18 protein-coding genes and 1 tRNA gene are annotated in these 24,162 nt (G+C 72.2%); 8 read left to right on the forward strand and 11 right to left on the reverse strand.

Annotated elements, in window-relative coordinates:
- The 3 genes from CIK81_RS10960 to CIK81_RS10970 all read right to left on the reverse strand — a co-directional run.
- A partial coding sequence (locus CIK81_RS10960; RefSeq protein ID WP_199586357.1) for a dynamin family protein occupies positions 1 to 946 on the reverse strand: 946 nt, incomplete at its 3' end.
- Positions 943 to 2,697: a dynamin family protein gene (locus CIK81_RS10965; protein ID WP_114355695.1), complete on the reverse strand. Its 1,755-nt coding sequence runs from the start codon at positions 2,695 to 2,697 to the stop codon at positions 943 to 945. The genes CIK81_RS10965 and CIK81_RS10960, both read right to left, overlap by 4 nt.
- 266 nt (positions 2,698 to 2,963) lie before the next feature.
- A complete protein-coding gene (locus CIK81_RS10970; RefSeq protein WP_096163338.1) occupies positions 2,964 to 4,256 on the reverse strand; it encodes an acetoin utilization protein AcuC in 1,293 nt (430 codons plus the stop codon).
- A 120-nt stretch (positions 4,257 to 4,376) separates the two neighbouring features.
- Between CIK81_RS10970 and CIK81_RS10975 the strand changes: the two genes are divergently transcribed.
- Positions 4,377 to 5,780 carry a TrkH family potassium uptake protein gene (locus tag CIK81_RS10975; RefSeq protein ID WP_158541997.1) on the forward strand — a complete coding sequence of 468 codons (1,404 nt, stop codon included), beginning with the start codon at positions 4,377 to 4,379 and terminating at the stop codon, positions 5,778 to 5,780.
- 175 nt (positions 5,781 to 5,955) lie between these two features.
- Entirely contained in the window at positions 5,956 to 6,621 is a 666-nt protein-coding gene (locus CIK81_RS10980) for a TrkA family potassium uptake protein (RefSeq protein WP_096163340.1), read from the forward strand.
- A 93-nt stretch (positions 6,622 to 6,714) separates the two neighbouring features.
- Here the strand turns inward: CIK81_RS10980 and proC are convergent, their stop codons facing one another.
- Together proC and CIK81_RS10990 are read right to left on the reverse strand one after the other, a co-directional pair.
- Positions 6,715 to 7,605, reverse strand: coding sequence for a pyrroline-5-carboxylate reductase (proC, locus tag CIK81_RS10985; protein ID WP_096163341.1), 891 nt, complete (start codon positions 7,603 to 7,605; stop codon positions 6,715 to 6,717).
- A 25-nt stretch (positions 7,606 to 7,630) separates the two neighbouring features.
- Positions 7,631 to 8,656: a DUF368 domain-containing protein gene (locus CIK81_RS10990; protein ID WP_096163342.1), complete on the reverse strand. Its 1,026-nt coding sequence runs from the start codon at positions 8,654 to 8,656 to the stop codon at positions 7,631 to 7,633.
- Positions 8,657 to 8,704: 48 nt separating this feature from the next.
- On the opposite strand from CIK81_RS10990, the gene CIK81_RS10995 reads away from it, so the two are divergent.
- Positions 8,705 to 9,184, forward strand: a complete 480-nt coding sequence (locus tag CIK81_RS10995) for an ATP-binding protein (RefSeq protein WP_158541998.1) — start codon at positions 8,705 to 8,707, stop codon at positions 9,182 to 9,184.
- Positions 9,185 to 9,302: 118 nt separating this feature from the next.
- Here CIK81_RS10995 and CIK81_RS11000 read toward each other — a convergent pair whose 3' ends face one another.
- The 3 genes from CIK81_RS11000 to CIK81_RS11015 all read right to left on the reverse strand — a co-directional run bounded on the left by CIK81_RS11000 (position 9,303) and on the right by CIK81_RS11015 (position 15,857).
- Entirely contained in the window at positions 9,303 to 9,563 is a 261-nt protein-coding gene (locus CIK81_RS11000) for a hypothetical protein (protein WP_096163343.1), read from the reverse strand.
- On the reverse strand, positions 9,560 to 14,554 hold the full coding sequence (locus CIK81_RS18560) for a DUF4011 domain-containing protein (RefSeq protein WP_241964125.1): 4,995 nt from the start codon (positions 14,552 to 14,554) through the stop codon (positions 9,560 to 9,562). Before CIK81_RS18560 ends, CIK81_RS11000 begins: the two co-directional genes overlap by 4 nt.
- Before the next feature lie 259 nt (positions 14,555 to 14,813).
- The gene (locus CIK81_RS11015) at positions 14,814 to 15,857 is read right to left on the reverse strand and encodes a DeoR/GlpR family DNA-binding transcription regulator (protein ID WP_241964126.1); all 1,044 of its coding nucleotides are present in this window, start codon (positions 15,855 to 15,857) and stop codon (positions 14,814 to 14,816) included.
- Between the two features lie 164 nt (positions 15,858 to 16,021).
- On the opposite strand from CIK81_RS11015, the gene CIK81_RS11020 reads away from it, so the two are divergent.
- Positions 16,022 to 16,237, forward strand: a complete 216-nt coding sequence (locus CIK81_RS11020) for an antitoxin (protein WP_096163344.1) — start codon at positions 16,022 to 16,024, stop codon at positions 16,235 to 16,237.
- Between the two features lie 218 nt (positions 16,238 to 16,455).
- Here the strand turns inward: CIK81_RS11020 and CIK81_RS11025 are convergent, their stop codons facing one another.
- Positions 16,456 to 17,061, reverse strand: a complete 606-nt coding sequence (locus CIK81_RS11025; RefSeq protein WP_241964135.1) for a copper resistance CopC family protein — start codon at positions 17,059 to 17,061, stop codon at positions 16,456 to 16,458.
- Between the two features lie 108 nt (positions 17,062 to 17,169).
- Positions 17,170 to 18,606, reverse strand: a complete 1,437-nt coding sequence (locus tag CIK81_RS11030) for a nitrilase-related carbon-nitrogen hydrolase (protein WP_114355697.1) — start codon at positions 18,604 to 18,606, stop codon at positions 17,170 to 17,172.
- A 76-nt stretch (positions 18,607 to 18,682) separates the two neighbouring features.
- Here CIK81_RS11030 and CIK81_RS11035 point away from each other — a divergent pair.
- From CIK81_RS11035 to CIK81_RS11045, 3 genes are all read left to right on the forward strand, one after another.
- Positions 18,683 to 18,755 (forward strand) — tRNA-Arg (locus CIK81_RS11035).
- Between the two features lie 86 nt (positions 18,756 to 18,841).
- Positions 18,842 to 20,071: a YibE/F family protein gene (locus tag CIK81_RS11040; protein WP_114355698.1), complete on the forward strand. Its 1,230-nt coding sequence runs from the start codon at positions 18,842 to 18,844 to the stop codon at positions 20,069 to 20,071.
- An 82-nt stretch (positions 20,072 to 20,153) separates the two neighbouring features.
- On the forward strand, positions 20,154 to 22,244 hold the full coding sequence (locus CIK81_RS11045; RefSeq protein WP_199586359.1) for a prolyl oligopeptidase family serine peptidase: 2,091 nt from the start codon (positions 20,154 to 20,156) through the stop codon (positions 22,242 to 22,244).
- Positions 22,245 to 22,275: 31 nt separating this feature from the next.
- Here CIK81_RS11045 and CIK81_RS11050 read toward each other — a convergent pair whose 3' ends face one another.
- Positions 22,276 to 23,739 (reverse strand): SulP family inorganic anion transporter, encoded by a 1,464-nt coding sequence (locus tag CIK81_RS11050; protein WP_114307124.1) that lies wholly within the window; start codon positions 23,737 to 23,739, stop codon positions 22,276 to 22,278.
- 152 nt (positions 23,740 to 23,891) lie between these two features.
- Here CIK81_RS11050 and CIK81_RS11055 point away from each other — a divergent pair, with 152 nt between their 5' ends.
- Positions 23,892 to 24,161 (forward strand): hypothetical protein, encoded by a 270-nt coding sequence (locus CIK81_RS11055; RefSeq protein WP_114355699.1) that lies wholly within the window; start codon positions 23,892 to 23,894, stop codon positions 24,159 to 24,161.
- Position 24,162 lies beyond the last annotated feature (1 nt).

Here is a 24,162-nt window from a genome sequence, read left to right on the forward strand (position 1 = left end):
GGGCGAGGTCCTCCACCAGGTCGTCGATCTGTTCCTCGAGGACCTCGCCCGGGAGTCCGTCGGGATCCGCCGCCTCGCGCAGACGCTCCGCCGCCGCGCGCACGTCGGCCCGCTGCCGCTGGGAGGCCGCCTCCCGGCCGCGGGCGAGGGTGACCAGCTGCCAGCGCAGCTCGTCGATCCCCTCCCCCGTGCTCGCGGAGGTGGCGAGGACCGGCGCCTGCTCGAGTCCGTCGGCGCGGGCGATGGCCTCGAGCGATCCCCGCACCTGCGGGCGTTCGTCCTCCCGCAGCAGATCCATCTGGTTCAGGACCAGCACGGTGACGGCGTCGTGACCGGCGAAGGCCTGCACGAACTCCTGGTGGAGCACCGCATCGGCGTACTTCTGAGGATCGGTCACCCACACGAGCACGTCGACCATGCCGGTCATCCGCTCGGCGATGGCGCGGTTGCCGGCCTCGACGGAGTCAAGATCCGGCAGATCCAGCAGCACGATGCCCGGCGCCACCGCGGGCTCGGTGCGCTTGGCGCGGCGTCCCGCCACCGGTGTCGCCGCGATCTCGAGCGCGGTGCCGGTACCGTCCAGGGCGTGGCGCTCCTCCACCTCGAGCCAGTCCAGCAGGGCCTCGCTCCCGGTGTCCCCGAGCACGGCGGCCACGGGCTCCGCGGTGGTGGGGCGACGCACGGCGGCGCGGGAGATGTCGGCGCCGACGAGGGCGTTCACGAGTGAGGACTTCCCGGAGCCGGTGGCGCCGAACAGGCCGATCACCGTGTGCTCGGCGGACAGCGCGCGGCGGCGGTCCAGGCGCGCGAGCAGCTCCTGGGCGGCGTCGAGCTCAGCACCGGGGGCGATCCCGTCGAGCTCCTCGGCGGCGCGGTCCAGGGCCTCGATGCGCTCGGCCAGCGAGGCCGGGCCGGAGGCGGCTCGGCGGCTCAGCAGCGGGGTCATGAGTCCTCCCTGATCTCACGGGCGATCTCTTCGAGCGCGGCGGCGTCCTCGGCGAGCGTCTCCGCGGAGGCGTTCCCGGCCAGGGCGTCGAGCCGCTCGAGGAAGGGTTCGGAGCGCTCCGCCACCAGGGCGTCGAGGCGCTCGGTGAGACGCTCCCGGGCCACGCGGGCCATGCGGCGCACCGCTTCGTCGCCGAAGATCGTCTCCAGCAGCTTCTGGCCCACCACGGCGGTGGCGGCGCCGGCGCCCACCTCGAGACCGGTGGGGATGAAGGCGGTCGAGGCGAAGACGACGATCATCAGCGCGACACCCACCGCGTTCACGCCGAGGGACAGCACCCGCGCCTTGGTGCGCCGGTCCGCTCCCTCGGAGCGCACCAGCTCGAGCACGTCGCCCTGCCAGGCACGGATCGCCGCGGATACCTCCTCGCGGTAGCTCTCGGGGAGGCGGGAGAGGTCGGCGCCCTCGGCGAGCTGGCGGCCGGCGGGCGTGGTGCGCCAGGCGGCCTCCGCGCGTTCGGCGCCGCGGGCGGTCTCGTCGAGGACGACGTGCACCAGTCCGGTGCCCAGCGCCTGCTCGGCCGCGACCGACGGGGCGGGCCGGCCGCTGACCGCTTGGCCGATCCGGTCCCGGACGCGCGTGAACAGGCTCTCGACCCCGCGGAGGAACTCGCCGGTGCCGACCACGTCCTGCCAGCGGGAGAGCACCTCGCCGCGCAGCAGGGAGCCGTCCCCGAGCGCCTCGTCGATGCGCTCGCGGGAGCCGGAGAAGGCCTCCTGCGCCTCGCCCCGCAGGCGGGCTCGCTCCAGTTCCTGCGCTGCGGCGTGTTCGGAGAGGTCCCGGGCGGAGACGGCCAGGCCCGCGACGGCTCCGCCGACGGTTCGACGGGCGATCCGCGCCCGGGCCTCGCCGTCGGCCGCCAGATGCGTGAAGTGCTGCTGGAGCTCGCCGATGGCCGACGCCGGCAGCATCCCGCGTTCGTCGAGCCGGGTCTCGGGGACCAGGAACAGCCGGGAGACCTCGATGCCGCTGCGTTCGAGCATGCCGCGCAGGTCCTCGGCGAGCTCCTCGGCGACACCGGGCCGCTCGGGGATGCGGTTCATCACGACGTCGACGGTGACCTCACGCTCTGCCGCCGTGCGCAGCACGTCCCACGGGACGGCGTCCGCGTATCGGTTCGCGGTGGTCACGAACAGCCACAGGTCGGCGGCGCGCAGGAGCTGCCGGGCGAGCTCACGATTGCCGCGAGCGACCGAGTCGATGTCCGGGGCGTCGAGCAGGGCGAGCCCCTGCGGGATGCGGTCGTCGGCACGCAGCTCGAGGCTGGTGGCGGGATCGACGTCTCCCGTGGTGTCGCCGACGCGCGGCGCCTCGGGGTCGTGGTCGCCGCCGGCATGGACGCGGGCGAGGCCGGGCAGGATGCGGCTGCCCGTGAACCAGGGCTCGTCGGCTCCGTGGTGCAGCAGCACCGGCCGACGGGTGGTGGGCCGGATCGCTCCGGAGCGGCTGACCATGTCCCCGACCAGGGCGTTGACCAGGGTGGATTTGCCGGCGCCGGTCGAGCCGCCGATCACCACGAGCAGGGGTGCGTCGAGCGATTCCAGGCGCGGGATGACGTGGTCCCCGAGCTGGGAGAGCGCGGCGGCGGCCTCCTCACGCGCCCGATCGACGCCGTCGACGGGCAAGGGCAGGTCCAGCTCGCGCAGATGCTCGGCGAATTCCTCGAGCACCGTGGTCGGCTGTGTGGTCATCAGTCCCCCCGGATGTCCTGGGCGCGCGGCCCCCGGTCAAGGTCGTGCGGAGCACATTGTCTCAGGACCGGCCGGTCACGGGGCGCTGACGCCGTGACCTCGTGTCCTGCCCTGCCCTGCCCTGCCCTGCAGCCCAGTGTGCCAGCCTGCTCGTGCCGAGCCCCGCAGCGATCCGGCCCGTCTGCCCTGCAGCAAGCCGGCCCCTCTGCCCCGCAGCAAGCCGGCCCTGTGCCCGGCGGCGGCCCCCGAACGTCGGCCCGGGGGCGTCAGTCCAGGAACGGGTCCAGGCCCCATTCCGGGAAGGCTCCGCGACGTGCGGCCTGGATCGCCCGGTCCAGCGCGGACTCCGGATCGAAGCCCTGCTCCCAGTCCCGCACGTCGAGCGGGCGCCCATCGCCGTAGGTGCGGATGGAGGGTTCCGGGGAGACGCCGTGCTCACCGCGCGCCCGGGCCTCCGCCTCGAGGTAGGCCTCCGGCAGCGGCGCGGTCGGGTCGATCGCCTCGCCGGTGGCGACCGCGAGCAGCTGCGCCCACGAACGGGGCACCACGTCGATCACCGCGTAGCCTCCCCCGCCGAGCGCGAGCCAGCGGCCGCCGCACACCTCGTCGGCGAGCTCGCGCAGCATGATCATCACCTCGCGGTGAGCCTCCAGGGAGACGGAGAAGTCCGCGAGGGGGTCCACCCGGTGGGTGTCGGCCCCGTGCTGGGTGACCAGCAGCGTCGGCCTCACGGCGCGGACCAGGGCGGGAACTGTGGCGCGCAGTGCCCGCACCCAGCCGTCGGCCGTGGTCCGGGGCGGCAGCGGCACGTTGATGGCCGAACCCTGGGCGTTCGCTCCCCCGGTGTCCTGCACGAAGCCGGTGCCGGGGAACAGCCGCTCCCCCGTCTCGTGCACCGACAGGGTGATCGCGCGCGGCTCGTCCCACAGCGCGAGCTCCACGCCGTCCCCGTGGTGCACATCGGTGTCGATGTACATCACCCGCTCCTCCCCGGAGTCCAGGGCATGCCGGATCGCGACCGCTGCGTCGTTGTAGACGCAGAAGCCCGAGGCGCTGGCCGGCCGTGCGTGGTGGAGGCCTCCGGCGATGTTCACGGCGTGGCGCACCTCGCCGGAGCGGATCGCGTCGATCGCCGCGATGGAGCCGCCGGCGATCCGGGCCGACGCGGTGTGCATGCCCGGGAACGAGGGCACGTCATCGCCCCCGATGCCGAAGCGGATCAGGTCCTCGAAGACATGCCCCTCGCTCGGCGCGGAGGCGCGGCGCACTGCGGCGATGTAGTCCGCATCGTGCACGCCGCCCAGCTGCTCGTCGCTCGCGACGAACGGCTCGATCGTTCGCACCCCGGGGCGGTCCAGCACGCCGGAGGCGCGGGCGAGCTCCCGGGTCAGGGTGAGTCGCACCGGCGACATCGGGTGGTACGGACCGAAGTCGTACTCGCACAGGTCATCGGACCAGACGATCCCGCAGGTCCCGGCGACGTCGGCGCCGGCGCCGACGGTGGCGGCGGCATCGGGCAGCGCGGGGGCGGGATCCGGGGTGGACGCATCGGCAGGCATGAGGGGAAGCGTACCCAGGGCCGTGCGCCGCCGCTCACGATGCCGCGGACCGCTCTCCCGCGGTCGTAGACTTCCGCGGACACGACCACCGGTCGCCGGAACACTAGGGGGAACGGGATGATGGACCGCGAATCGAGGGCCGCGCTCCGTCGAGCGCCGGTGCGGCCGACGACCTACCGGCTGCGCAGCATCGCCGTGTCCCTCCTGAAGGTCACCCCGGCACGGCTCGCCCTGGCGGGCTTCACCTTGATGATCGTCCTGTTCACGATGCTGCTGATGCTGCCCTCGGCGACCGCCTCCGGCGAGCGCACCTCCCTCGTCGACGCAGCGTTCACCGCGGTCTCCGCGATCTGCGTGACGGGCCTGTCGACCGTCGATACCGGGATCCATTGGTCCACCTTCGGCCTCACCGTCATCATGATCGCGATGAAGCTGGGCGGCCTGGGGCTGATGACCCTGGCCTCGCTGCTGAGCCTGTCGGTGATGCACCGGCTGGGCCTCGCCCAGCGGGTGCTGACCGCGACCGAGACCCGCGCGGAGCGGCTCGCCGAGGTGGGCGGCGTGCTGCGGATCATCCTCATCACCTCGACCGCCTTCGAGGCGGTCACCTTCGTGGCCCTCACGCCGTACATGATCATCACCGAGCACGGGGTGGGGCGCTCGATGTTCCTCGGCCTCTTCTACGCGATCAGCGCCTTCAACAACGCCGGCTTCGTCCCCGAGGCGCAGGGCGTCGCGCAGTACCTCGGCGATCCCTTCTTCTCCATCCCGATCGCGCTCGCGGTGTTCGCGGGCTCCCTCGGATTCCCCGTGGTCCTCGTACTGGTCAAGAAGCTGCGCACCCCGCGCCGATGGAGCCTGCACGCCAAGCTCACCCTCACCACCACGGCGCTGCTGCTCGCGCTCGCCTGGCTCGGGTACCTGCTGCTGGAGTGGGCCAATCCGGCGACCCTCGGCGAGCAGCCGTGGCACACCAAGCTTCTGGCCTCCGGCTTCGCCGCCGTGATGCCGAGATCCGGCGGTTTCGCGACCCTCGATGTGAACGCGCTGACGCCCGAGTCGCGACTGCTCACCGATCTGCTCATGTTCATCGGCGGCGGCTCCGGATCCACCAGCGGCGGCATCAAGGTGACCACGTTCGCGCTGCTGATGCTGTCGATCTGGGCGGAGATCCGCGGCAACCCGGATGTGGAGGTGTTCGGGCGTCGCATCCCCCACGAGACGATCCGTCAGGCGATCGGCGTGCTCGTCATGAGCGCCACCGTGGTGTTCCTCGCGGTGTTCCTGCTGCTGCGGATGACGAGCTTCTCGCTGGATCAGTCCCTGTTCGAGGTGCTCTCCGCGTTCGGCACGGTGGGGCTGTCCACGGGGATCACCCCGCATCTGCCCGCTGACGCGAAATGGGTGGTCATCGCGTCGATGTACGTCGGCCGTCTGGGGCCGATGACGCTCGGCGCCGCGCTCGCCCTGCGGCGGCGCTCCCGCATGGTCCAGCTCCCGATGGATCGTCCGATCGTCGGCTGAGGGCCCGGACGGCGCCGGCCGCCGCCACGTCCTCCACCCACGGCGGCGGCGACGGCCGGTGGGCCGGGAACTCGAATGCGCAGGAACCCGACTGCGCAGGAACGACGGATCGTAGACTGTGCCCGCCGCAGGGTGCCTCGTCACCCGCCGGCAGGCCCCGAGAAGGAGAGACGACATGGCACGCAGAGCTCGCGACGAGGGAGTGCTCGTGATCGGTCTGGGCCGCTTCGGCGCCTCGATCGCCCTGACCCTCGAGAAGCTGGGCACCCAGGTGCTCGCCATCGACTCCCAGGAGGAGCTGGTCCAGAAGTACTCCGGCCAGCTCACCCATGTGGTGCGGGCCGACGCCACCGAGCCCGAGGTGCTCGACCAGATCGGTGCCGCGGACTTCTCCCTCGCCGTGGTGGGCGTGGGCACCTCCATCGAGTCCAGCGTGCTCATCGCCGCGAACCTCGTGGACCTCGACAAGCCCGTGATCTGGGCGAAGGCGATCTCCGCGGCGCACGGGCGGATCCTGCAGCGCATCGGCTGCCATCACGTCGTCTACCCGGAGGCCGACGCCGGCAAGCGCGTCGCCCATCTCCTCAACGGCCGCCTCATGGACTTCATCGAGTTCGACGACGGCTTCGCGATCGTCAAGATGCGGCCCCCGCGCGAGGTGCAGGGGATGACGCTGGCGGAGTCCGACATCCGGGCGAAGTTCGGGGTCACCGTGGTGGGCGTGAAATCACCGGGCAAGGACTTCACCTACGCGGTGCCCGAGACCATGGTCTCCTCGCACGACCTGGTGATCGTCTCCGGCCACACCCACCTGATCGAGAAGTTCTCCAACCGGTCCTGAGCACGGCCCCAGCCGGTGCCCTCCACCCCTGGTACCGGGCTCGGCCCTGATGCCGGGCTCAGCCCTGATGCCGGACTCAGTCTGGTGCCGGACTCAGCCCTGGGTCATCTCGCGCGAGGTCTGTGCCGCCGCGGCCATCGCCGCGGCGACGCCTGAGCGCACGCCCTCGCGCTCGAGAGCGGCGAGGCCCTGCACGGTGGTGCCGCCGGGGCTGGAGACCCCGTTCTTCGCGACCGCGGCGTGCATCCCGCTCTCCAGCAGCATGGTGGCCGCACCCCGCACGGTCTGCTGCACGAGGGAGTCGGCGAGGTCGCGCTTCAGGCCCAGGCGCACCGCCTCATCGGTCATCGCCTCGATGAGCGCGAACACGAACGCCGAGAGCGAGCCGGCCGCGCCGATGAAGGCATGCACCTGCTCCTCGGTGATGTCGACCGCGACGCCCGCACGAGCGAACAGGTCGTGCACGAGGCGGTGCTGCTCGTCGGTGACCGAGCCGCCGCGCATCATGCCCACGGCGCCCTCCCCCACCGAGATCGGTGTGTTGGGCATGGCGCGCTCGACGCTCCGGCCCTTGGGCAGGGCTCCCTCGATCTGCGCGAGGGTGATCCCGGCGGCCAGGGAGATCACGACCGCGCCGGCCGGGACCTCGTCACGGATCGCGGAGGCCAGGTCGAGGAGCTGGTACGGCTTCACGCCGAGCACGACGACGTCGGCGTCCTCGAGCGCCTCGGAGCGGGAGGCGGCGGCGCGCGCGCCCAGCTCCTGGGCCGCACGCTCGCTGCTGGCCGCGGTGGAGTTGGTGATCCGGAGGTTCTCGGGGCGCACCCCGGCGGCGAGGAAGGTCCGGGCGACGGGCCCGCCCATGTTGCCCGCGCCGATCAGCGCGACACGCACGGCGGAGAGATCCGTCCGGCTGGCCGCGCCGTCCCGGTCGGAGGTGGGGGTCGAGGCTGATGCGGTGCTCTGCGATGTGGAGTCGGTCATGCCGACCAGGGTACGGCGCAGCTGCTCAGCCTCGGGCGCCGCGGCCGGTGCGGGGATCGGCGTCTGGGCCCGCGTCGGGGCCGACGGGCGCGCTGTCGGCGTCCGCTGCCCGGGCCACCTTCCTCGACTCGACGAGCACGAGCAGCTGCACGGCGAGGATCCCGAGCACCGCGAGCCCCAGCAGCAGCGGCCAGTCGGCTCCCGGCGCCTGCAGGGATCCCGCCGCGTCCTGCCAGGGCCACAGGCTGCGCAGCGCACCGATCATCACGCCAGCCAGGACGATCATGGTGCCGCGATGGTGATGCACGAGCAGGTGCCGCATGGCCCGCACGATCACGATGAGGCCCACGCACGCCCACAGGCCGAACCAGGCGATGTATCCGAGGTCGCGCTCGTCCACGGCCTGCAGGGTGGGCTGGTAGAGCCCGAGGCTGAGCAGAATGAACGAGCCGGACACACCGGGCAGCACGAGGGCGCAGATGGCGACCGCGGCGGCGGGGGCGATGATCCACGGGCTCGGCTCGAGCGAGGCGGTCGGCAGGGAGGTGACGACCAGGCCACCTGCGGCGCCGAGGGCGAACAGCAGCAGCTCGCGGCCTCGCCACGCGCCGCCGGAGAGCTTCACCGGCACCAGGACGGAACCGAGCACGAGCCCCAGGAACAGTCCGCGCATGGTCTGCGGATGCATCTCGACCAGGCCGGCGACGGGCCCGGCGACGGTGAGCACCGCGGCAGCCATCCCGATCAGCAGCGGGATCACGAGGACCCAGTTGATCGCGCGGAGGTGCTCGCGCATCCCCTCGGCGCGGTCCGGGCCGACGACCAGCCGGCGTGCTGCCGCGGTCAGGTGGTGACCGGCATCGATCAGCTCGTCGTAGATCCCGGTGACCAGGGCGACCGTGCCGCCGCTGACTCCGGGCACCGTCTCGACGACCCCGATCAGGGCGCCTCGCAGCAGGTTCCCGAGCGGGTTGCGGTGGCGCGGGAGCGGAGGGCGTTCTCCCTCGACGGTCACGTCCGGCGACGAGGGGAGGGGATCGGCTTCCGTCATGCTCCGAGCCTACGGGGCGCGCTCCGCAGGCGCGTTATGGTCTTCGCCATGAGTGCGCGCCTTCACCTGCTGTACGGGTTTGCCGGGTCCGGGAAGTCCACGCTCGCGCGGCAGCTGGAGCGCGAGCTGCCCGCTGTGCGCTTCACGCTCGATGAGTGGATGCTCCGCCTGTACCCAGAGCTCACGATCGAGGACGACGACTACGGACGCCGCGCCGCTGCCGTGCGCGAACTGATCTGGTCGGTCGCCGAGCAGACGCTGCGCACGGGCAGCGATGCGGTGCTGGACTGGAACGCCTGGTCCGTCGAGCGTCGCGCCTGGGCTCGCACGAGGGCGACAGCCGTCGGGGCCGAGGTGGTGCTGCATCGCCTCTCGACGTCACTGGAGGAGTCGACGCGTCGTGCGCAGGAGCGCGAATCCTCCGGCGCAGCCTTCACCCACCGGATCACCCGCGCGGGCAACGACCACCTGGCGGGGCTGCTCGAGGAGCCGACGGCTGAGGAGGGCCTCAGGATCCTCGAGCACTGACACGGCCTGAACGCTGACACCGGCCGAACGCTGTGACGCCGTCCGAGCACCGCCACGAGTGGCGTGCTGCCATGACCGCGGTGCGGCAGTCGCTGCGCTCCGGGGCGAGCCGTGGTCGTCAGCGGCCGGTGCCCCAGTGAGGCGGGACGTCCCCGGCGATGCGGGCGTCGTTGGACTCGTCCACGCCCGGTTCGGGAGCGTCCGCGTCCACGCGGTTCGGCAGGATCGGCCGGCGGGACGACGTGCGCGCATCGCGCTCCGCGGGCTCACCGTCGTCCCAGACGATGGGCTTCCCGGTCACCGAGGAGATCACCACGCGGCCGCCGTGCCCGGACCCACCGGCCCCGGGGCCACCGCTCCTGGGGGCGCCGGTGCTCATTGGCGCTCCTGGTAGCGGCGGATCGCGCTGGAGACGGAGACGTCCAGCAGCACGGAGCGCTGCTCGAAGCCGAGGAAGCTGCGCACCTCGGTGGCCAGATGCTCCTCGAGGCGGGCACGGCCGTCGGAGCAGATGTACTCCACCACCGCGTCGAAGTCCTCGCTCGAGTAGAAGGAGAGCTGGTGGCCGGCAGGGATCTGCGGTCGCGGCAGACGGTGGCGTACGGTGCCCACGCCCTGTGGGGACTCGGAGAGCTCCTCGGTCTGGACCAGGCGCAACGCCCGCTCCACGGCGCGGCGGATGCGCTCGGCCTCGCCGTCGGGATCGATGAACAGCGCCCAGGACCAGACCCGCTCAGCGGCCCAGCCGGCCGCTTCGAGCCGCTCGGCCCGTAGACGGTCGCGCTCGCGCTGGCTCGCGGTGCCGACGTACCGGGCACCGTCGGTGTCCACGGCGAGCAGCAGGCGCCCGGGCAGGTCGGGATGGCCCAGAGCCAGTTCGATGCGATCCGAGTTGAGCCCGAAGTCGCTCTCGACCAGCAGGCCGAGCCGCCACAGACGATCGGCGAGATCCCGCACCAGCGCGTCGGTCTCCAGCTCGCGCGGTGTGTGGGGCTCGCCGGTGTCGCCGGGCGCGACGTCGCCGGCCCCACCGGTGACGCCCTCGGCATCGACGCCCGCAGGGTCGCCGTCGACCGTCCTCGCACCGGAGGCCGTCTCCGTGCCCCCGGCAGCCTCTCCCCCGTGCTCGGAGGATCCGTCGGCCGTGGTCGCCTCGCCGCCCTGCGCCGGTACCTGCGCCGAGGCGTGCTCGTCGGACGCACCGTCCGGGTCGGTCTGCCCCTCGGCCGCCTCGCCGGCGCTCTGCGGGGATCCGGCGGATTTCCGGGCCAGGGCCGCTTCGATCGCGGCGTCCATGTCGTCCTCGGAGAGGTCGGTCTGCTCCTCTGCTTCGGCGGGGGACGCCGTCGCCTCCTCCGCGTGGGGCGGGGGGACCGGCGACTGCCGCGGCTGCTCCGGATCCGGCGGAGCGATCGGCTCGTCGCGCCCGGTGAGCGCGGCGACGTGCGGGATGACGGGGACGTCGGGCCCGCCCCGCAGCACCCACAGCATCGCCCGCAGGTCGTGGGCGCCTTCGCTGCGCAGCCGGGCTTGGTCGAGGTCCTGCACGTCGATCGAGGAGACGACCGTGGTGCGCCCCCGAGCTCGAGTGATCACCGTGGCCAGCGCCTTGCGTCCGCCGGCCTCGGAGAGCGGACCGAAGCGGTGCAGGAGACGGCCGTGCGGGGTCTTCCCGAAGCCCACCGAGACGATGATGTCGTCGCGCAGGATCGAGGTGGCCTGGGCCGCGGGGAGCACGGTGAACACCTCGCGGGCGGCCGGATCGAAGTAATCGCGCAGCGCCGGGATCACCGAGACGGTGTTCATGATCCGGTCCATGAGCCGACGCGCGTGCTCGTCGGTGAAGGTCAGCACCGCGAGGGAGCGCTCGGGTCGGGTCCGGGCATGCTCGATGACGAGGTCGGTCACGCGGCGCAGCTCGGCCTCGGTGCTCTCGACGTACTCCATGCCCTCGGTGACCGGGCCGCGACCGTTCTCGACCACCACCAGTCGGTCCTGCTCGGGCACGACCGGGCTGGGCACCGCGAGCACCTCGCCCACCAGCGCGCGACGCTGGGCGAAGGTGCGCAGGCCCTCGGTGGCCGGATGCACGTCGCGCAGCAGCTCGACGTGCGGCGCGATCCGCAGCATGTCGTCCAGCAGGCTCGGGGCGGCGTCCCCGCCGTATTCGAGAGGGTCGCCCACCACGACGGTCTGCTCGGCGCGCACGATCGACGGCAGCGCGGCCGCGGTGGGCAGGCGCCCGCCGTCCGCCACGATCAGCACGTCGAAGTGGCGCCCGCGCGGGATCACCTGCGGCACCAGGTAGGGCGAGGCGATCCAGGTGGGGCGGGCAGCGAAGAGGATGTCCTCATACTTCGCGGCGAGGTCCCGGATCGACACCGTCGAGGAGCGCGCCAGCTCGGCGATCGCGGCGCGGGACGTGTCCGGGTAGGACTTCATCGTGCGCACACGGGTCTCGTCGGCCGCGGCATGCACCCGGGCCGACGCACCGGCGAGGTCCTCGGAGTCCAGGCGCCGGAAGCGCTCAGCCACCTCCGACAGGGAGGTGCCGTCGTACTGGGAGATCGTGGGCTCGGCGCCGGCGATGAGCTCCAGGACGCTGCGCCACCAGCACAGCTCGAGCTCGGCGCCGACCTGCTCGAGCGGGACGCGACGGGCGCGGAGGTCCTCGACCAGCTCGCCCAGTCCGTCCAGCGAGAGGCGGCGCAGCAGTTCGGTGCGCCGCGGCAGCGTCTCGAGGTCGTCGCGGTCCGCGGCCAAGGCCTCGGCGCGCCGCTCGAGCTCGTCGAAGTCGGTGCGGGCGAGGTCGACGCCGGCCTCGGTGCCGTCCAGCAGCACGGAGAGCTCGTCGAGGATCTTCTGGGTGCGCTCGACGGTGCGGTGGGCGCGGTCGAGATCCGCGGGGAGCATCGGGGTCGACAGGCCCGAGGGTCGCTTCGCCGTCGCGGTGGGCGACTCGGCCGAGGCCGGCGACGCGGACGCGGACGTCGTCGTGGAACCCGCCGTCGATTCGGCATCGCCTGTGGGTGCGGCGGTCGCCGCCACCGAACCGGTCGAGGTGCTGTCTGCGGTCTCAGCGGGCTCAGCGGTCTCAGCGCTCGCGGCGGTCTCGGCATTCGCAGCAGTCCCGGACGCGGACGGGGTCTCGCCGGCCCCGGCATCGCGGGCGGGCGTGTCCGCCTGCGGCGTCACGGCCACGCGGCGCCAGTCGCTCGCGACCTGCCGCGCCTCGTGGAGCTCGCGGTGCAGATCCGGGGACAGCGACGCAGGTCGCTGCAGGGCGGCGGCCTCCTTGCGGAGCCGGCGCCGCAGGCCGAAGCCCATCACGACGCCGTGCTCTGCGCGCCAGGACTTGTCAGCGGTCGCAGCCACGAGATCGGCCAACGGAGCGCTGAACACGGCGGACTGGAAGGTCGCCAGCAGCGACCGCACCCGGTCCAACAGGGTCAGGCGCTCGATGAGCTGATGCAACGTCGTCGGGGCGGCGAGGCCGAGCTTCCCGCCCGTCTCCTCGGCGGCAGTGCGCAGCTGGGGCAGGATCTCCTCGCGGAGCTGGTCGATGAGCTCCTCGGCCCGAGCGGCCTGGGTGTCGGAGCTGATCGGGGCGCCGTACCAGGTGGTCTCCTCCGGGCCGCTGGTGAGCACGCCCACCTCGGCGGCCTCACGCAGGACCTCGGCGAAGCGCTCACGGTCCGTGCCGATCATCTGGGCGGCGACATCGGCTCGGAGGCGCACGCGGGTGCGCGGCGACGGGCGCAGCCGGGTCAGGGCGGCGAGCGCGGAGATGGCGTCGTGGGCGGAGGCGTCCCAGGGCTGCTGCACACGATGCATCGCCTCGACATGACCGACCAGGATGTCTCGCATCTCGCCGAGCTCGGCCGGGGATCCGTCGTCCGGTCCCAGACCGTGGGTGCCGGCGCGGCGCAGACTGCGCAGCAGGGCCGCGGAGGCGTTGCGCTGCAGCGAGGGGTCCGGGGACAGGTCGAAGACGAGCTCGTCGAGCTGGCGACTCTGCGCCGACGCGACCAGCTGGGTGAGATTGCGCCGCCGCTGGGAGACGATCAGGACGCTGCGGCCGCGGGCGTTGAGCTCCTCGGCGAGGTCGACCACGAGGTCGAGGCTTCCGGAGCCGGGCGGCGCGGCCACCGCGAGGTCCTGCCCGGCCAGGACCCGGGCCAGCACGCCGCGATGGTCGGGATCGACGGCGGCGACCAGCTCGTCCTCGGGGACGTCCGGCACCTGCTCGTCGGTCTCGTCGCTGCGCACCACGGCCTGCGCCTCGGCGTCACCCGCGAGGGCGGCGACCACGGGCGAGGCGACCCAGTCGGTCCGCTCGGCCGCGAGATCCTCGGCCACGGAGCCGGCGGCGTCCATGAGGTTGCCGACCACGAGGGCGTGGGTGACACGGAAACCGGGCAGCGGCTGTCCGAGGGAGCGGAAGGCGTCGAGCACGGGGGTGGGGTCGAAGCCGTGGGTGCTGTCCGTGGTCGCGAGCAGCGCGCGGGCATCGACCGCGACACCGGCTTCGCGCAGCGAGCGCAGCAGCACGGGGTTCAGATCGGCGGTGGTGTCGACCTCGAGGTCGACGTCCTCGCGGGCATTGCCGCGCAGGCTCAGCGTGATCGGACGCACCAGCACGGGGGCGTGGATCGGGGCGGAGCCGTCCTCCGGGTACCAGGTGGCCTCGCCGATGCCGAGATGGCAGGTGGTCAGGCCGACCTCCTCCGCATGGCGCTCGGCGATCTCGCGGATGGTGCGGGCGTGAGCACGCGCGTCGGCCAGGGCCCCCACCTCCCGCACCAGGGAGGACAGTCGCGTCGGGCCGCGGCCGGCGAGCAGCTGGGCGAGGCCGGAAGGGTGCGAGTGGGTCAGGTCCAGGACGGTCGCGCCGGCGCGGAGCTGGGTGAGGAACGAGGGGGCCGTGACGCCGCCGGTGATCTGCTGCGCCCACCGGTCCAGGGCGTCGGCGACCAGGTCCTCGCGGCTGAGGGGGCGGTGCTCACGGGGCACGGTGGGGAGGTCGTCCTCATCCTGCTCCGGGGCGATCCCGGCTCCCACCTCGTCGAGGTGACGGTCCACGACCACGTCGTAACGGCCCGTGCCGGATGCGCCCACCCCTGAGCGTGCAGAGCCTCCGGTACGGACAGTGCTCGCCACGGACCTCGACGCCGTCGCCGACGTCCCGTCGTCTGCGTGATCGCCGTCGGCCCCAGCGGCGCTGCCCCCGCGCGCCTCTGCGTCGGCCTCGGAGGCCCTCTTCGCGGAGGCCCGGTGTTCGCTGGCCAGAGCCGACAGGGCATCATCGCGAGGACTCGCGTCCGCAGTCGGTCGGTCAGAGCGCTTCTTGCCGCGCAGGAGGTTCCACATGGTGCAACACGCTACCGGGGCGGCGCGGTCAGCACGTGCAGGCGTGCCGTCGCATGCCACCCCTCCCTGCACAACCTGCTCACACTGCGGGCCCCAGCGGGGCGCTCCCGGGGAGGGCGACCAGAGGGCGAGCAGGCCGGTTCAGGGCCCTCGCCCGGACTTGGGGCTCAGAGGTCGGGGTGCAGTGGTCGAGGCTCAGGGGTCGAGGAGGACGCGGAGATCGAGGCTCAGGGATCGAGGAGGACGCGGAGGTCGAGGTTCAGACCTCGTGCAATCGCACCGACGTCTCCTCGAGGTGCGCGCGCAGATCCTCGGGGACGGGACCGGCGATGATCAGGTCGGTGAGCACCGAGACCGGGCAGATGCCGGCGAGCGCACGATGGCCGACCTTGTCCGCCGTGGCCAGGCCCACCACTCGCCGCGAGTGACCGATCATGATCCGCGTGACCCCGGCCTCGGCATCGGAGTTGCAGGTCAGACCGGCACTGATGTCCAGACCCACGGTGCCCACGAACATCGTGTCCAACCAGAGATCGCGCATCGTGGCGGTGGCGAGCGGACCGGTGAGCTCGAAGGAGTAGGGCTCGGCCACGCCTCCCAGCACCACCGTGCGCACGGAGGGCCGCAGCACGGCTTCGGTGGCGATGTTCAGGGCCGCGCACACGACGGTCAGGCCCGGGGACCCATCGCGGGAGTCGATGTCAGGCCGGGCGACGGCACGGCGCGCGGTGGAGGTGGTGGTGCGCCCACCGTTGAAGCCGATGATCTGTCCCGGCTCGACGAGCCCGGCGGCCCGATCGGCGACCCGTTCCCGCCGCGCGGAATGCTCGTCGGTCGTGCGGGGAACGGTGGCCAGGGAGTAGGCGACGTCCACCGCGACGATGCCGCCGTGGGTGCGCCGCGCCAGCTGCGCCCGCTCCATCTCCCGGAAGTCCCGCCGCACGGTCGATTCACTGATGCCGAGCTCCTCGGCCACCTCTGCGACCGTCAGCCGCTTGGAGCTCGACAGCAGCGTGAGGACGTGGTCCCAGCGCGAAGAGCGATCGGTCGGCGGCTTGGCGCGCGGAGCGCTGCGCTCTGATCGCGGCCCAGCGGGTGCCTCCTGCTCGAAGGGCGTCGGAGACGACGCCGACGACGCCGACCGGGCACCGGACGCAGAGCCGGCGGACGGCGCCGAGGAGGCGGATCCGGGTGTCGCGCCGAGGTCTGTCCGACGGGCCGCGGCGGGGTCCGCGCGCGAGCCGGGCCGGGAGGCTCCGGCACCTGTCGGCTTCTGGTCACGAGAGGAATTACGCAGATTCACGCAGCCAGTATTGCGCGGATTGACCGGACCCTCCCGGGAAATGGTCAGAAGTCGTCAGGATCGGGACGATCTGCAGGTCACGTTTGAGACACGACGATCGGCCGACGTATGTTGATCGCAACGCCCCGCTCGGGGCGGTTCCGCGAACGAAAGGACACCGCATCATGGGCTTCGACGACGCGCTGAACAAGGCCAAGGACGTTGCTGGCAAGCATTCGGACCAGGCGAACCAGGGCATCGACGCCGCGACCGACAAGGTCAAGGATCGCACCCCGGACCAGTTCGACAAGCATGTCGACAGCGGCGGCGATGCCGCTCGCGACCAGCTCGGACTCGGCGGGGACAAGGACAAGGGCGGCAAGGGCGACAAGAAGAAGTGATCGCCCGTCGCTGACGACGAAGAAAGGCCCCGACGCTGCGTCGGGGCCTTTCCTCTCCGTGGGTCACTCGTGGCTCCTCGTGGATCCGCGCGTCTCCCGTGGAGCCTGGCCTTTGCCGCGGACCCGGGCAGCTCTCGCGGACCCGGCTCGCCGCCGGTCTCGCGGGTTCAGCGTGCCGCGCCCAGTGCGGGATCGGCACCGGGCAGCCCGACGGAAGGTCAGCTGCGCTTGCGGAGCACGAAGAACGCGACGAGCGCGGCGATGACCACGACGCCGCCCACCACGCCCAGCAGGATCGGCATCGAGGAGCTCTCCTGCTCCGGAGCCTCGTCGGCGGACGGCGCGGAGGACTGCTCGCCGCCCGCGTCGCTCGCGGCGGCGTCCTCTCCCCCGTTGTCGCTCGGCGCGGCGGCCTGATCGGTGCTGTCCTGCTCGACGGAGATCACGAGGTTGCCCTCGATCGGGTGACCGTCGCTCGAGACCACGCGCCACTGCACGGTGTAGTCACCGGCGGGCAGGGGCTCCTCGAGGGTGGCGGTGACATCCGGCCCCTCGACCGTCGGCTCGATGTCCGCGATGGTCTCGCCGGACTCGTCGACGATCCGCACCACCGGGCTCACTTCGAGCACGTTGTCGGAGTAGGTCAGCGTGATGGCCTCCGGAGAGGTCTCGAGGGTGTCGCCATCGGCCGGATCCGAGGAGATCAGGGTGTCGTGGGCGAGTGCGGGTGCGGGCAGCATCGTGACGACCGCGACCATCATCGCGGCGCACAGCGCGAGCAGGGTGAGAGGTCGGAGGGAGGCACGGCGGAAGGTCATTGGCATCACGCGAGCAGGTTACGCCAGCGCGTGTGCGCATGGCCGGGACGTTCGGCCCGGTCTACGAGGGCGCGGATCTGGGCGAGGTACGGCTCGGTGTCACCGTCTGCCGGATCAGGCCTGCGGCAACGGCACCGCGTGCTCGAGGACCGGCAGAGCCTTCCGGGCGGCGCGCACTTCGGCGAGATCCAGGTCCACCAGCAGCAGTCCCGGAGCTCGGCCGAGCTCCTGACGGATCTGTCCCAGGGGCCCGATCACGGCGCTCTGTCCGATCCCTCGCGCCGCCCTGCCCTCGTAGTCGGCCGGCGGAGCCTGATCCGCCGCGAGCACCACGCACGTGGAGTCCAGGGCGCGGGCCTGCAGCAGCAGGCGCAGCTGCTCGCTCTTGCCGGACCCATCGGCCCAGGCCAGGGGCAGCAGCACGGCGTGGGCCCCGCGCCGGGCGAGAGCGGTGAACTGCTCCGGGAAGCGCACGTCGTAGCAGGTGGCGATCCCGAGCCGGGCGCCGCCGAGATCGAGCGTCACGAGCTCGGTGCCCGGTGCGACGGTCTCGGACTCCTTCGCCCCGTAGGCGTCGAAGAGATGGATCTTGCGGTATTCGAGCTCGAGCCGCGAGCCGTCGTCAGCGGGTCCCCGGAGGATCACCGTGTTGTGCACGCGACCCCCGTCGGCCGGTGTGAAGGAACCGGCGACCACGATGAGTCCGTGCTCCTGGGCGAGCTCGCTCACCAGGCGGTCGAAGGCCTCGTGGGAGGCATCGGCCGCCGCGCGCAGATCGGTGCCGAAGGGGGCGAGCGTGGCCTCGGGCAGGAGCACCAGCTGCGCTCCGGCCTCGGCGGCCGAGGCGACCGCGGAGCGCACCGCGCACTCGGTGACCTCGAAGGCCTCGTCGACCTCGATCTGGGCGAGGGCGATGCGGGGGCCGGCGGCACGCTGCGCCTCCTCGAGAGCGTCCGGGGTGTCGATGTCTGCTCCTTCTGCGCCGTTCGGGGCGCGGGTGGTCAGCTCGTCCTCGCCGAGCTGGGCGTACAGGCGGCGCAGGCTGAGATCGGCCCATCCGCCTTCGTTGCGCTCGACGGCGGTCACGGCGTCGCGCAGGCGGTTCAGCGGCCAGGCGGCGCAGAGGAACTGGATCCGGCCGTCCTCACCGGCGAGAGCGGCGACCTTCTGCTCCGCCGTGCTCGTCTCCAGCAGAGCGGTGAGCGTCTCCGGACGCAGCAGCGGCATGTCGCCGCCGAGCACCAGCACTGCTGAGACGCTTCCCGGCACCTCCGCGACACCCCGCGCCAGTGCGGCGAGCGGGCCGGAGCGGGGCGGATCCTCGAGCACGAAGCGGGCATCGTGTCGCTGTGCGAGTTCCCGGCCGTCGTCGCCGTCAGGTCCCACCACGACCCGGTGGCCGACGGGCGCCGTGCGCAGCACCCGCTCCAGGGTCGTCGCCCCGGCGATCGGGACCCGCGTCTTGTCCCGACCGCCGAGTCGGGAGGAGGCGCCGCCGGCGAGCACGACGGCGGCAGCGGTGGCGGAGGTCTCGTGGAGCTGACTCGACATGCCTCGATCCTGCCATGGGCGCTAGGATGACGACGCTTCGCGCGTCGTGGCATGACGACGACCGACGCGGAGGATCGCCCCCGTAGCTCAGGGGATAGAGCACCGCTCTCCTAAAGCGGGTGTCGGACGTTCGAATCGTCTCGGGGGCACTGAGCAGACCAGCACGGATAGCCGTCGCCGTACGGCCCGTGAACAGCGGTCACGACAACCGCAGGACTCCGCATAGGCTTCGCCCATGGCTTCGGGACACTCCCACTCTCATCGCGGACGTGCCCCCGCTACCCGTCGGTCGCGCACGATCCTCGTCTCCCTCACGACGGCTCTGCTGCTGTTGACCGTGATCGGGCTGGTCGGGCTATGGCCGGCGGCGGATGCCCGGCCCGAGAGGGCCGCGCTCCTGGCTCCTGGCGTCGAGATCCTCTCCGCAGAGGTCACGAAGCTTCCGCCGGATGCACAGCCGCAGGAGTCGATGGTCGTCGAGGCGACCGGGCGCTCCGGCGACATACGGGACGAGAGCGTGCAGGTGGAGGTCACGCCCGAGGTCGCCGCTGATGGCATCCACCCGGGCGATCGGATCCGTATCCTCTCGATCGACGAGGCGGGCGAGGGCGCGCCCTATTTCTACTTCGACCACGAGCGCGGCGTCCCGCTGGGCGCACTTTTCGTGCTGTACCTGCTGGTGGTCGCCCTGGTGGCGCGGGGCAGCGGTCTGCGCGCGGTCCTCGGGCTGGCCGCCGGCGTGGCGATCGTCGTGCTGTTCATGCTGCCGGCGATCCTCGCCGGCGAGAATGCCGTGCTGGTCGCGCTGGTCGGCAGCTCCGCGATGATCTTCCCCTGCGTCTACTTCGCCCATGGCATCTCGATCCGCACCACCACGGCGGTGCTCGGCACGTTCGGGGGCATCACGATCACGGTCGTCGCAGCTCTCGTCGCCGGCCGCCCGGCCGGGATGACGGGCACGGAGGGCGAGGCAGCCCAGCTGCTCGCGGGAAGCTTTCCGGAGGTGTCGCTCTCGGCCGTCTTCCTGGCCGGCGTGATCATCTCGGGTCTGGGTGCTCTGAACGACGTGACCATCACGCAGGCGTCCTCGGTGTGGGAGCTGCGCGCCGCGATGCCGTCGGCGTCCCGCTGGAAGGTGTTCTCCTCGGCGATGCGGATCGGGCGCGACCACATCGCCTCGACCGTCTACACCCTCGCCTACGCCTATATCGGGTCGGCGCTGCCCACCCTCCTGTTCGCCTCGATGCTGGAGCGCTCGTTCCTGGGAACGCTCACTGCCGGGGAGGTCGCGGCCGAGGTCTTCCGCACCCTGATCGCTTCGATCGGCCTGGTGCTCGCGATCCCGCTCACCACGGGGATCGCCGCGCTCCTCGCGTCCAGCCAGGCCTCCCCCGCCGAGAAGACGGGCAAGCCGGTGCGGAGGTCCCGTCGCCAGATGCTCGAGGAGCGCCTCGGCGACCTGTGAGCCCGCCCGTCCGGGTCTGAACCGCCCGTCCCGGTGTGAGCCGGCCGTCCCGGTCGAGCGTCTGCGCGGGTAGCGTGATCGGGTGACTCCCACCACCTCGACTCCTGGCCCCTCCACTCCAGACTCCTCCGCCCCTGACCCGTCCACCTCGGTCGGCGCCTCCGCCGAGGCCCCCTGTTCCCCGTCGTTCGCCGACTTCTCCGACGTCGACGGCTTCCTGCGCATCCCCCGCCTCTCGTCCCTGGCCACGAGCCCTGACGGTCGCGTGGTCGCGGCGATCCAGGAGGCCGACGAGAAGGGCGCGAGGATGGTCTCGTCCCTGTGGGAGCTGGATGCGACCGGTGAGGAGCCGGCCCGTCGGCTCACGGTCTCGGCCAAGGGAGAGAGCGCGCCCCGGTTCGCGCCGGACGGCTCGCTGCTGTTCAGCTCCGCCCGCCCCGATCCCGAGGGCGGGGCCGAGGACGACACCGCAGCAATCTGGCGCCTGCCCCGCACCGGCGAGGCCCGGGTGATCGCCTCTGCTCCCGGCGGGCTGTCATTGCTGGCGGTCGCCGACGACGGCACCATGCTCGGCGCGACCAGCGTGCTCCCCGGGGGAACCCTCGAAACCGACGGCGAGCGCCGGACCGCGCGCAAGGACGCGAAGCAGACCACGATCTGGCACACCGGGATGCCGATCCGGCAGTGGGACCACGAGATCGGCGACGAGAGCCGACGCCTCGTGCTGGTCTCCGCCGACGGCGACCTCACCGATCTCACTCCGGACGTCGGCACCGTGACCCTCTACGCCGCCTCGGCGGACCTCTCCCCCGACGGCGCCACCGTCGCGTCCTCCTGGACCCAGCGGGTGCGCGGCGGAGAGACCCGCAGCTCGATCGTGCTGATCGACACCGCCACCCTGCGACGCGTCGCCCTGCTCACCGCAGACGATGACGCCCAGTACGGGGACCCTCTGTTTTCCCAGGACGGCAACCGCCTGGCCGTGATCCGCTCGACCGCCTCGAGCCCGACCGACACCAGCTACAGCCGCCTGGAGATCCATCCGATCGGCGGCGGCGAGCCGGTGACGGCCCAGCTCGGCGATCTGAGCATCGGTGACGTCGCGTGGGCCGATGACGGCACCCTCCTCGTGGCCGGCGATCTGCACTCCTCCGGCGCGATCCTCGCCGTCGACCCGGCGACCGGCGCCTCGCGCACCGTGGCCGAGCACGGCGTCTTCTCCTCGCTCGCTCCGGCGGCCGACGGGTCTGTCGTCGCCCTGCGCAGTGACGTCGCGACGCCGTCGCGTCCGGTGCGGATCTCGGCAGAGAGCGCTCCTCGTGAGCTGCCTGCCCCGGGCGCGGTCGGCGCGCTACCGGGCACCCTGGAGTGGGTGGAGACCGACGTGGACGGGATCAACGTGGGCGGCTGGCTGTGCGTGCCGGATTCCGCCTCGGCCGCGATGCCCGCCCCGGTCATGCTGTGGATCCACGGCGGCCCGCACGGGTCGTACAACGCCTGGAGCTGGCGCTGGTGCCCGTGGCTCGCGGTGGAGCGCGGCTACGCGGTGCTCCTGCCGGACCCCGCGATGAGCACCGGCTACGGGGACGCCGGGCTGAACCGCGGATGGCCGCGCCTGCCCGACGTGGTGTTCCGCGAGTGCGAGACGCTGTTCGATTCCGTGCTGCTCCGCCCGGAGCTCGACGCCACGCGCACCGCGATGCTCGGGGCCTCCTTCGGCGGGTTCATCGCGAACTGGATCGCCGGGCACACGGACCGCTTCGACGCGATCGTCACCCACGCCGGGCTGTGGGCCCTCGAGCAGCAGCACCGCACCACCGATGCCGCGGCCTCGAAGATGCGGGTGCATCAGCATGAGGACGACGTGCCCGAGTGGTACCGCCAGTACTCTCCGCACCGCGCGGCCGCGTCGATCAGCACCCCGATGCTGGTCACCCACGGCAACCGCGACTACCGCGTTCCCGTCAGCGAGGCGCTGCGCCTGTGGTGGGATCTGGTCTCCGCCTGGGACGGCCCGCCCGAGACGATGCCGCACCGCTTCCTGCAGCTGACCAGCGAGAACCATTGGGTGCTCACCCCGTCCAACGCTCTGGCCTGGAACCAGACGGTGCTCGCGTTCTGCGACCAGCACGTGCTCGGCGTAAATCCCGTGCCGGACGTCCTGCCCTGGTGAGACGGGCGCCGGTCGGGGTCGGGCGACCGCCTCAGTTGAGCGTGCCGGTGAGACGGCCGTGGAAGCTGGTGGAGTGCTCGTCGAGCCCCGTGAAGCGCACCTCGATGTCGTGCTCCGCGTACTTCGCCTGCACGGAGTCGAGCACGGCGACCGTCGAGGCGTCCCAGATCTGCGCGGCGGAGAAGTCGACGGTGACCTGCGCGGGATCCTCGGCGTAGGAGAACTGCTCGACGAGGTCGTTGCTGCTGCCGAAGAACAGCGGCCCGCGAACGGTGTACGCAGCGACCCCGTCGCGGAGCACCCGGCGCACGGTGGTCACGTGCGCGACGCGTCGGGCGAAGAGCACGATCGCGAGCACCGTGCCGGCGGCGACGCCGATCGCGAGGTTGTGGGTGATCACCACGACCGCCACGGTCACGACCATCACGCAGGTCTCCGACAGCGGCATCCGCTTCAGGGTCGCGGGCCGCACGCTGTGGACGTCGACGGTGGACAGCGCCACCACCATCATCACCGCGGCGAGCGCGGCCATCGGGATCTGGGCCATGAGGTCCGAGAGCACGGTGACCAGCACCAGCAGCAGCACGCCGGCAACGAAGGTGGAGATGCGGGTGCGGGCCCGGCCGAGCTTCACGTTCACCACGGTCTGGCCGATCATCGCGCAGCCGGCGATGCCTCCCCAGAAGCCCGCGAGGATGTTCGCGGTGCCCAGCGCCCAGGACTCGCGGCTCTTGGAGGACTTCGTGTCGGTGATGTCGTCGACGAGCTTGGCGGTCAGGAGCGTCTCCATGAGGCCCACGAACGCGACGCTGAGCGCCGTCGGCCCGATGATCTTCAGGGTCTCGAGATCGAGCGGCACCTGGAGCTGGGTGAGGCCGGGCAGGCCGCCGGCGATCTCCCCCTGGTCGCCGACGTTCGGGACTGCGAGGTGGGCGATCATCGCGACCGCGGTGACCACCACGATCGCCACCAGCGGTGCGGGCACGGCCTTGGTGAGCCGTGGCAGCACCAGCACGATGACGAGGGTGAGCGCGAACAGCGGGTAGACGCTGAGCGGCACGTCGAGCACGTGCTGCAGCTGGGCGGTGAAGATGAGGATGCCCAGCGAGTTGACGAATCCGATCATCACCGAGCGCGGGATGAAGCGCATGATCCGCGCGAGGCCGGTGACCCCGAAGAGGATCTGGACGAGTCCCGCGAGGATCACGGTGGGCAGCAGGTACTCCACGCCGTGGGTGTGCACGAGCGGGGCGACCACGAGGGCGACGGCTCCGGCGGCCGCGGTGATCATGGCGGGCCGGCCGCCGAGGATCGACATCGAGATCGCGAGCACCACGGAGGCGATCAGGCTGACCTTCGGGTCCACGCCGGCGATCACGGAGAAGGAGATGACCTCGGGGATCAGGGCGAGCGTGGTGACCGCTCCGGCCAGCACCTCGGTGGTCAGCAGGCGGGGTCGACGCAGTGCCTCGGAGAGTCGGGGAGAAGGTGTCACGCACGGATCGTACGGGACCCCGGATGGTCGGCCGACGTGGCATCCGCCTCCGCCCGGCCGGCCCGCGACGGCAGGCCAGCGCCACCACGACTAGGCTCGAGGGAACTTTCCCCGTGCGCACCATGGCGCGGGGCCGCCTGGACGGAGGACGCATGACCGACCGCACGCGCCGATCCTTCGACGCCACCTGGCTCCCCTTCGGGATGCTCATCGGCTTCATCCTGGGGATGGGGGTCGCGCTGACGATGACCTCCAACCTGCTGATCGCCGGAGGCATCGGTTTCCTCGCCGGCGGGATCATGGGGGTCGCGCTGGGCTTCCGCCGCAAGCGGGGCTCGAGCTCGGCCGACGAGGATGCCGCGGACGACCGCTACCGCGCGACCCACGGCGACCCCGCACCACGGCGCGACGACGACCACTGAG

This window comes from Brachybacterium sp. JB7 (genome assembly GCF_003335205.1).
GTDB classification, from domain to species: Bacteria; Actinomycetota; Actinomycetes; order Actinomycetales; family Dermabacteraceae; genus Brachybacterium; species Brachybacterium alimentarium.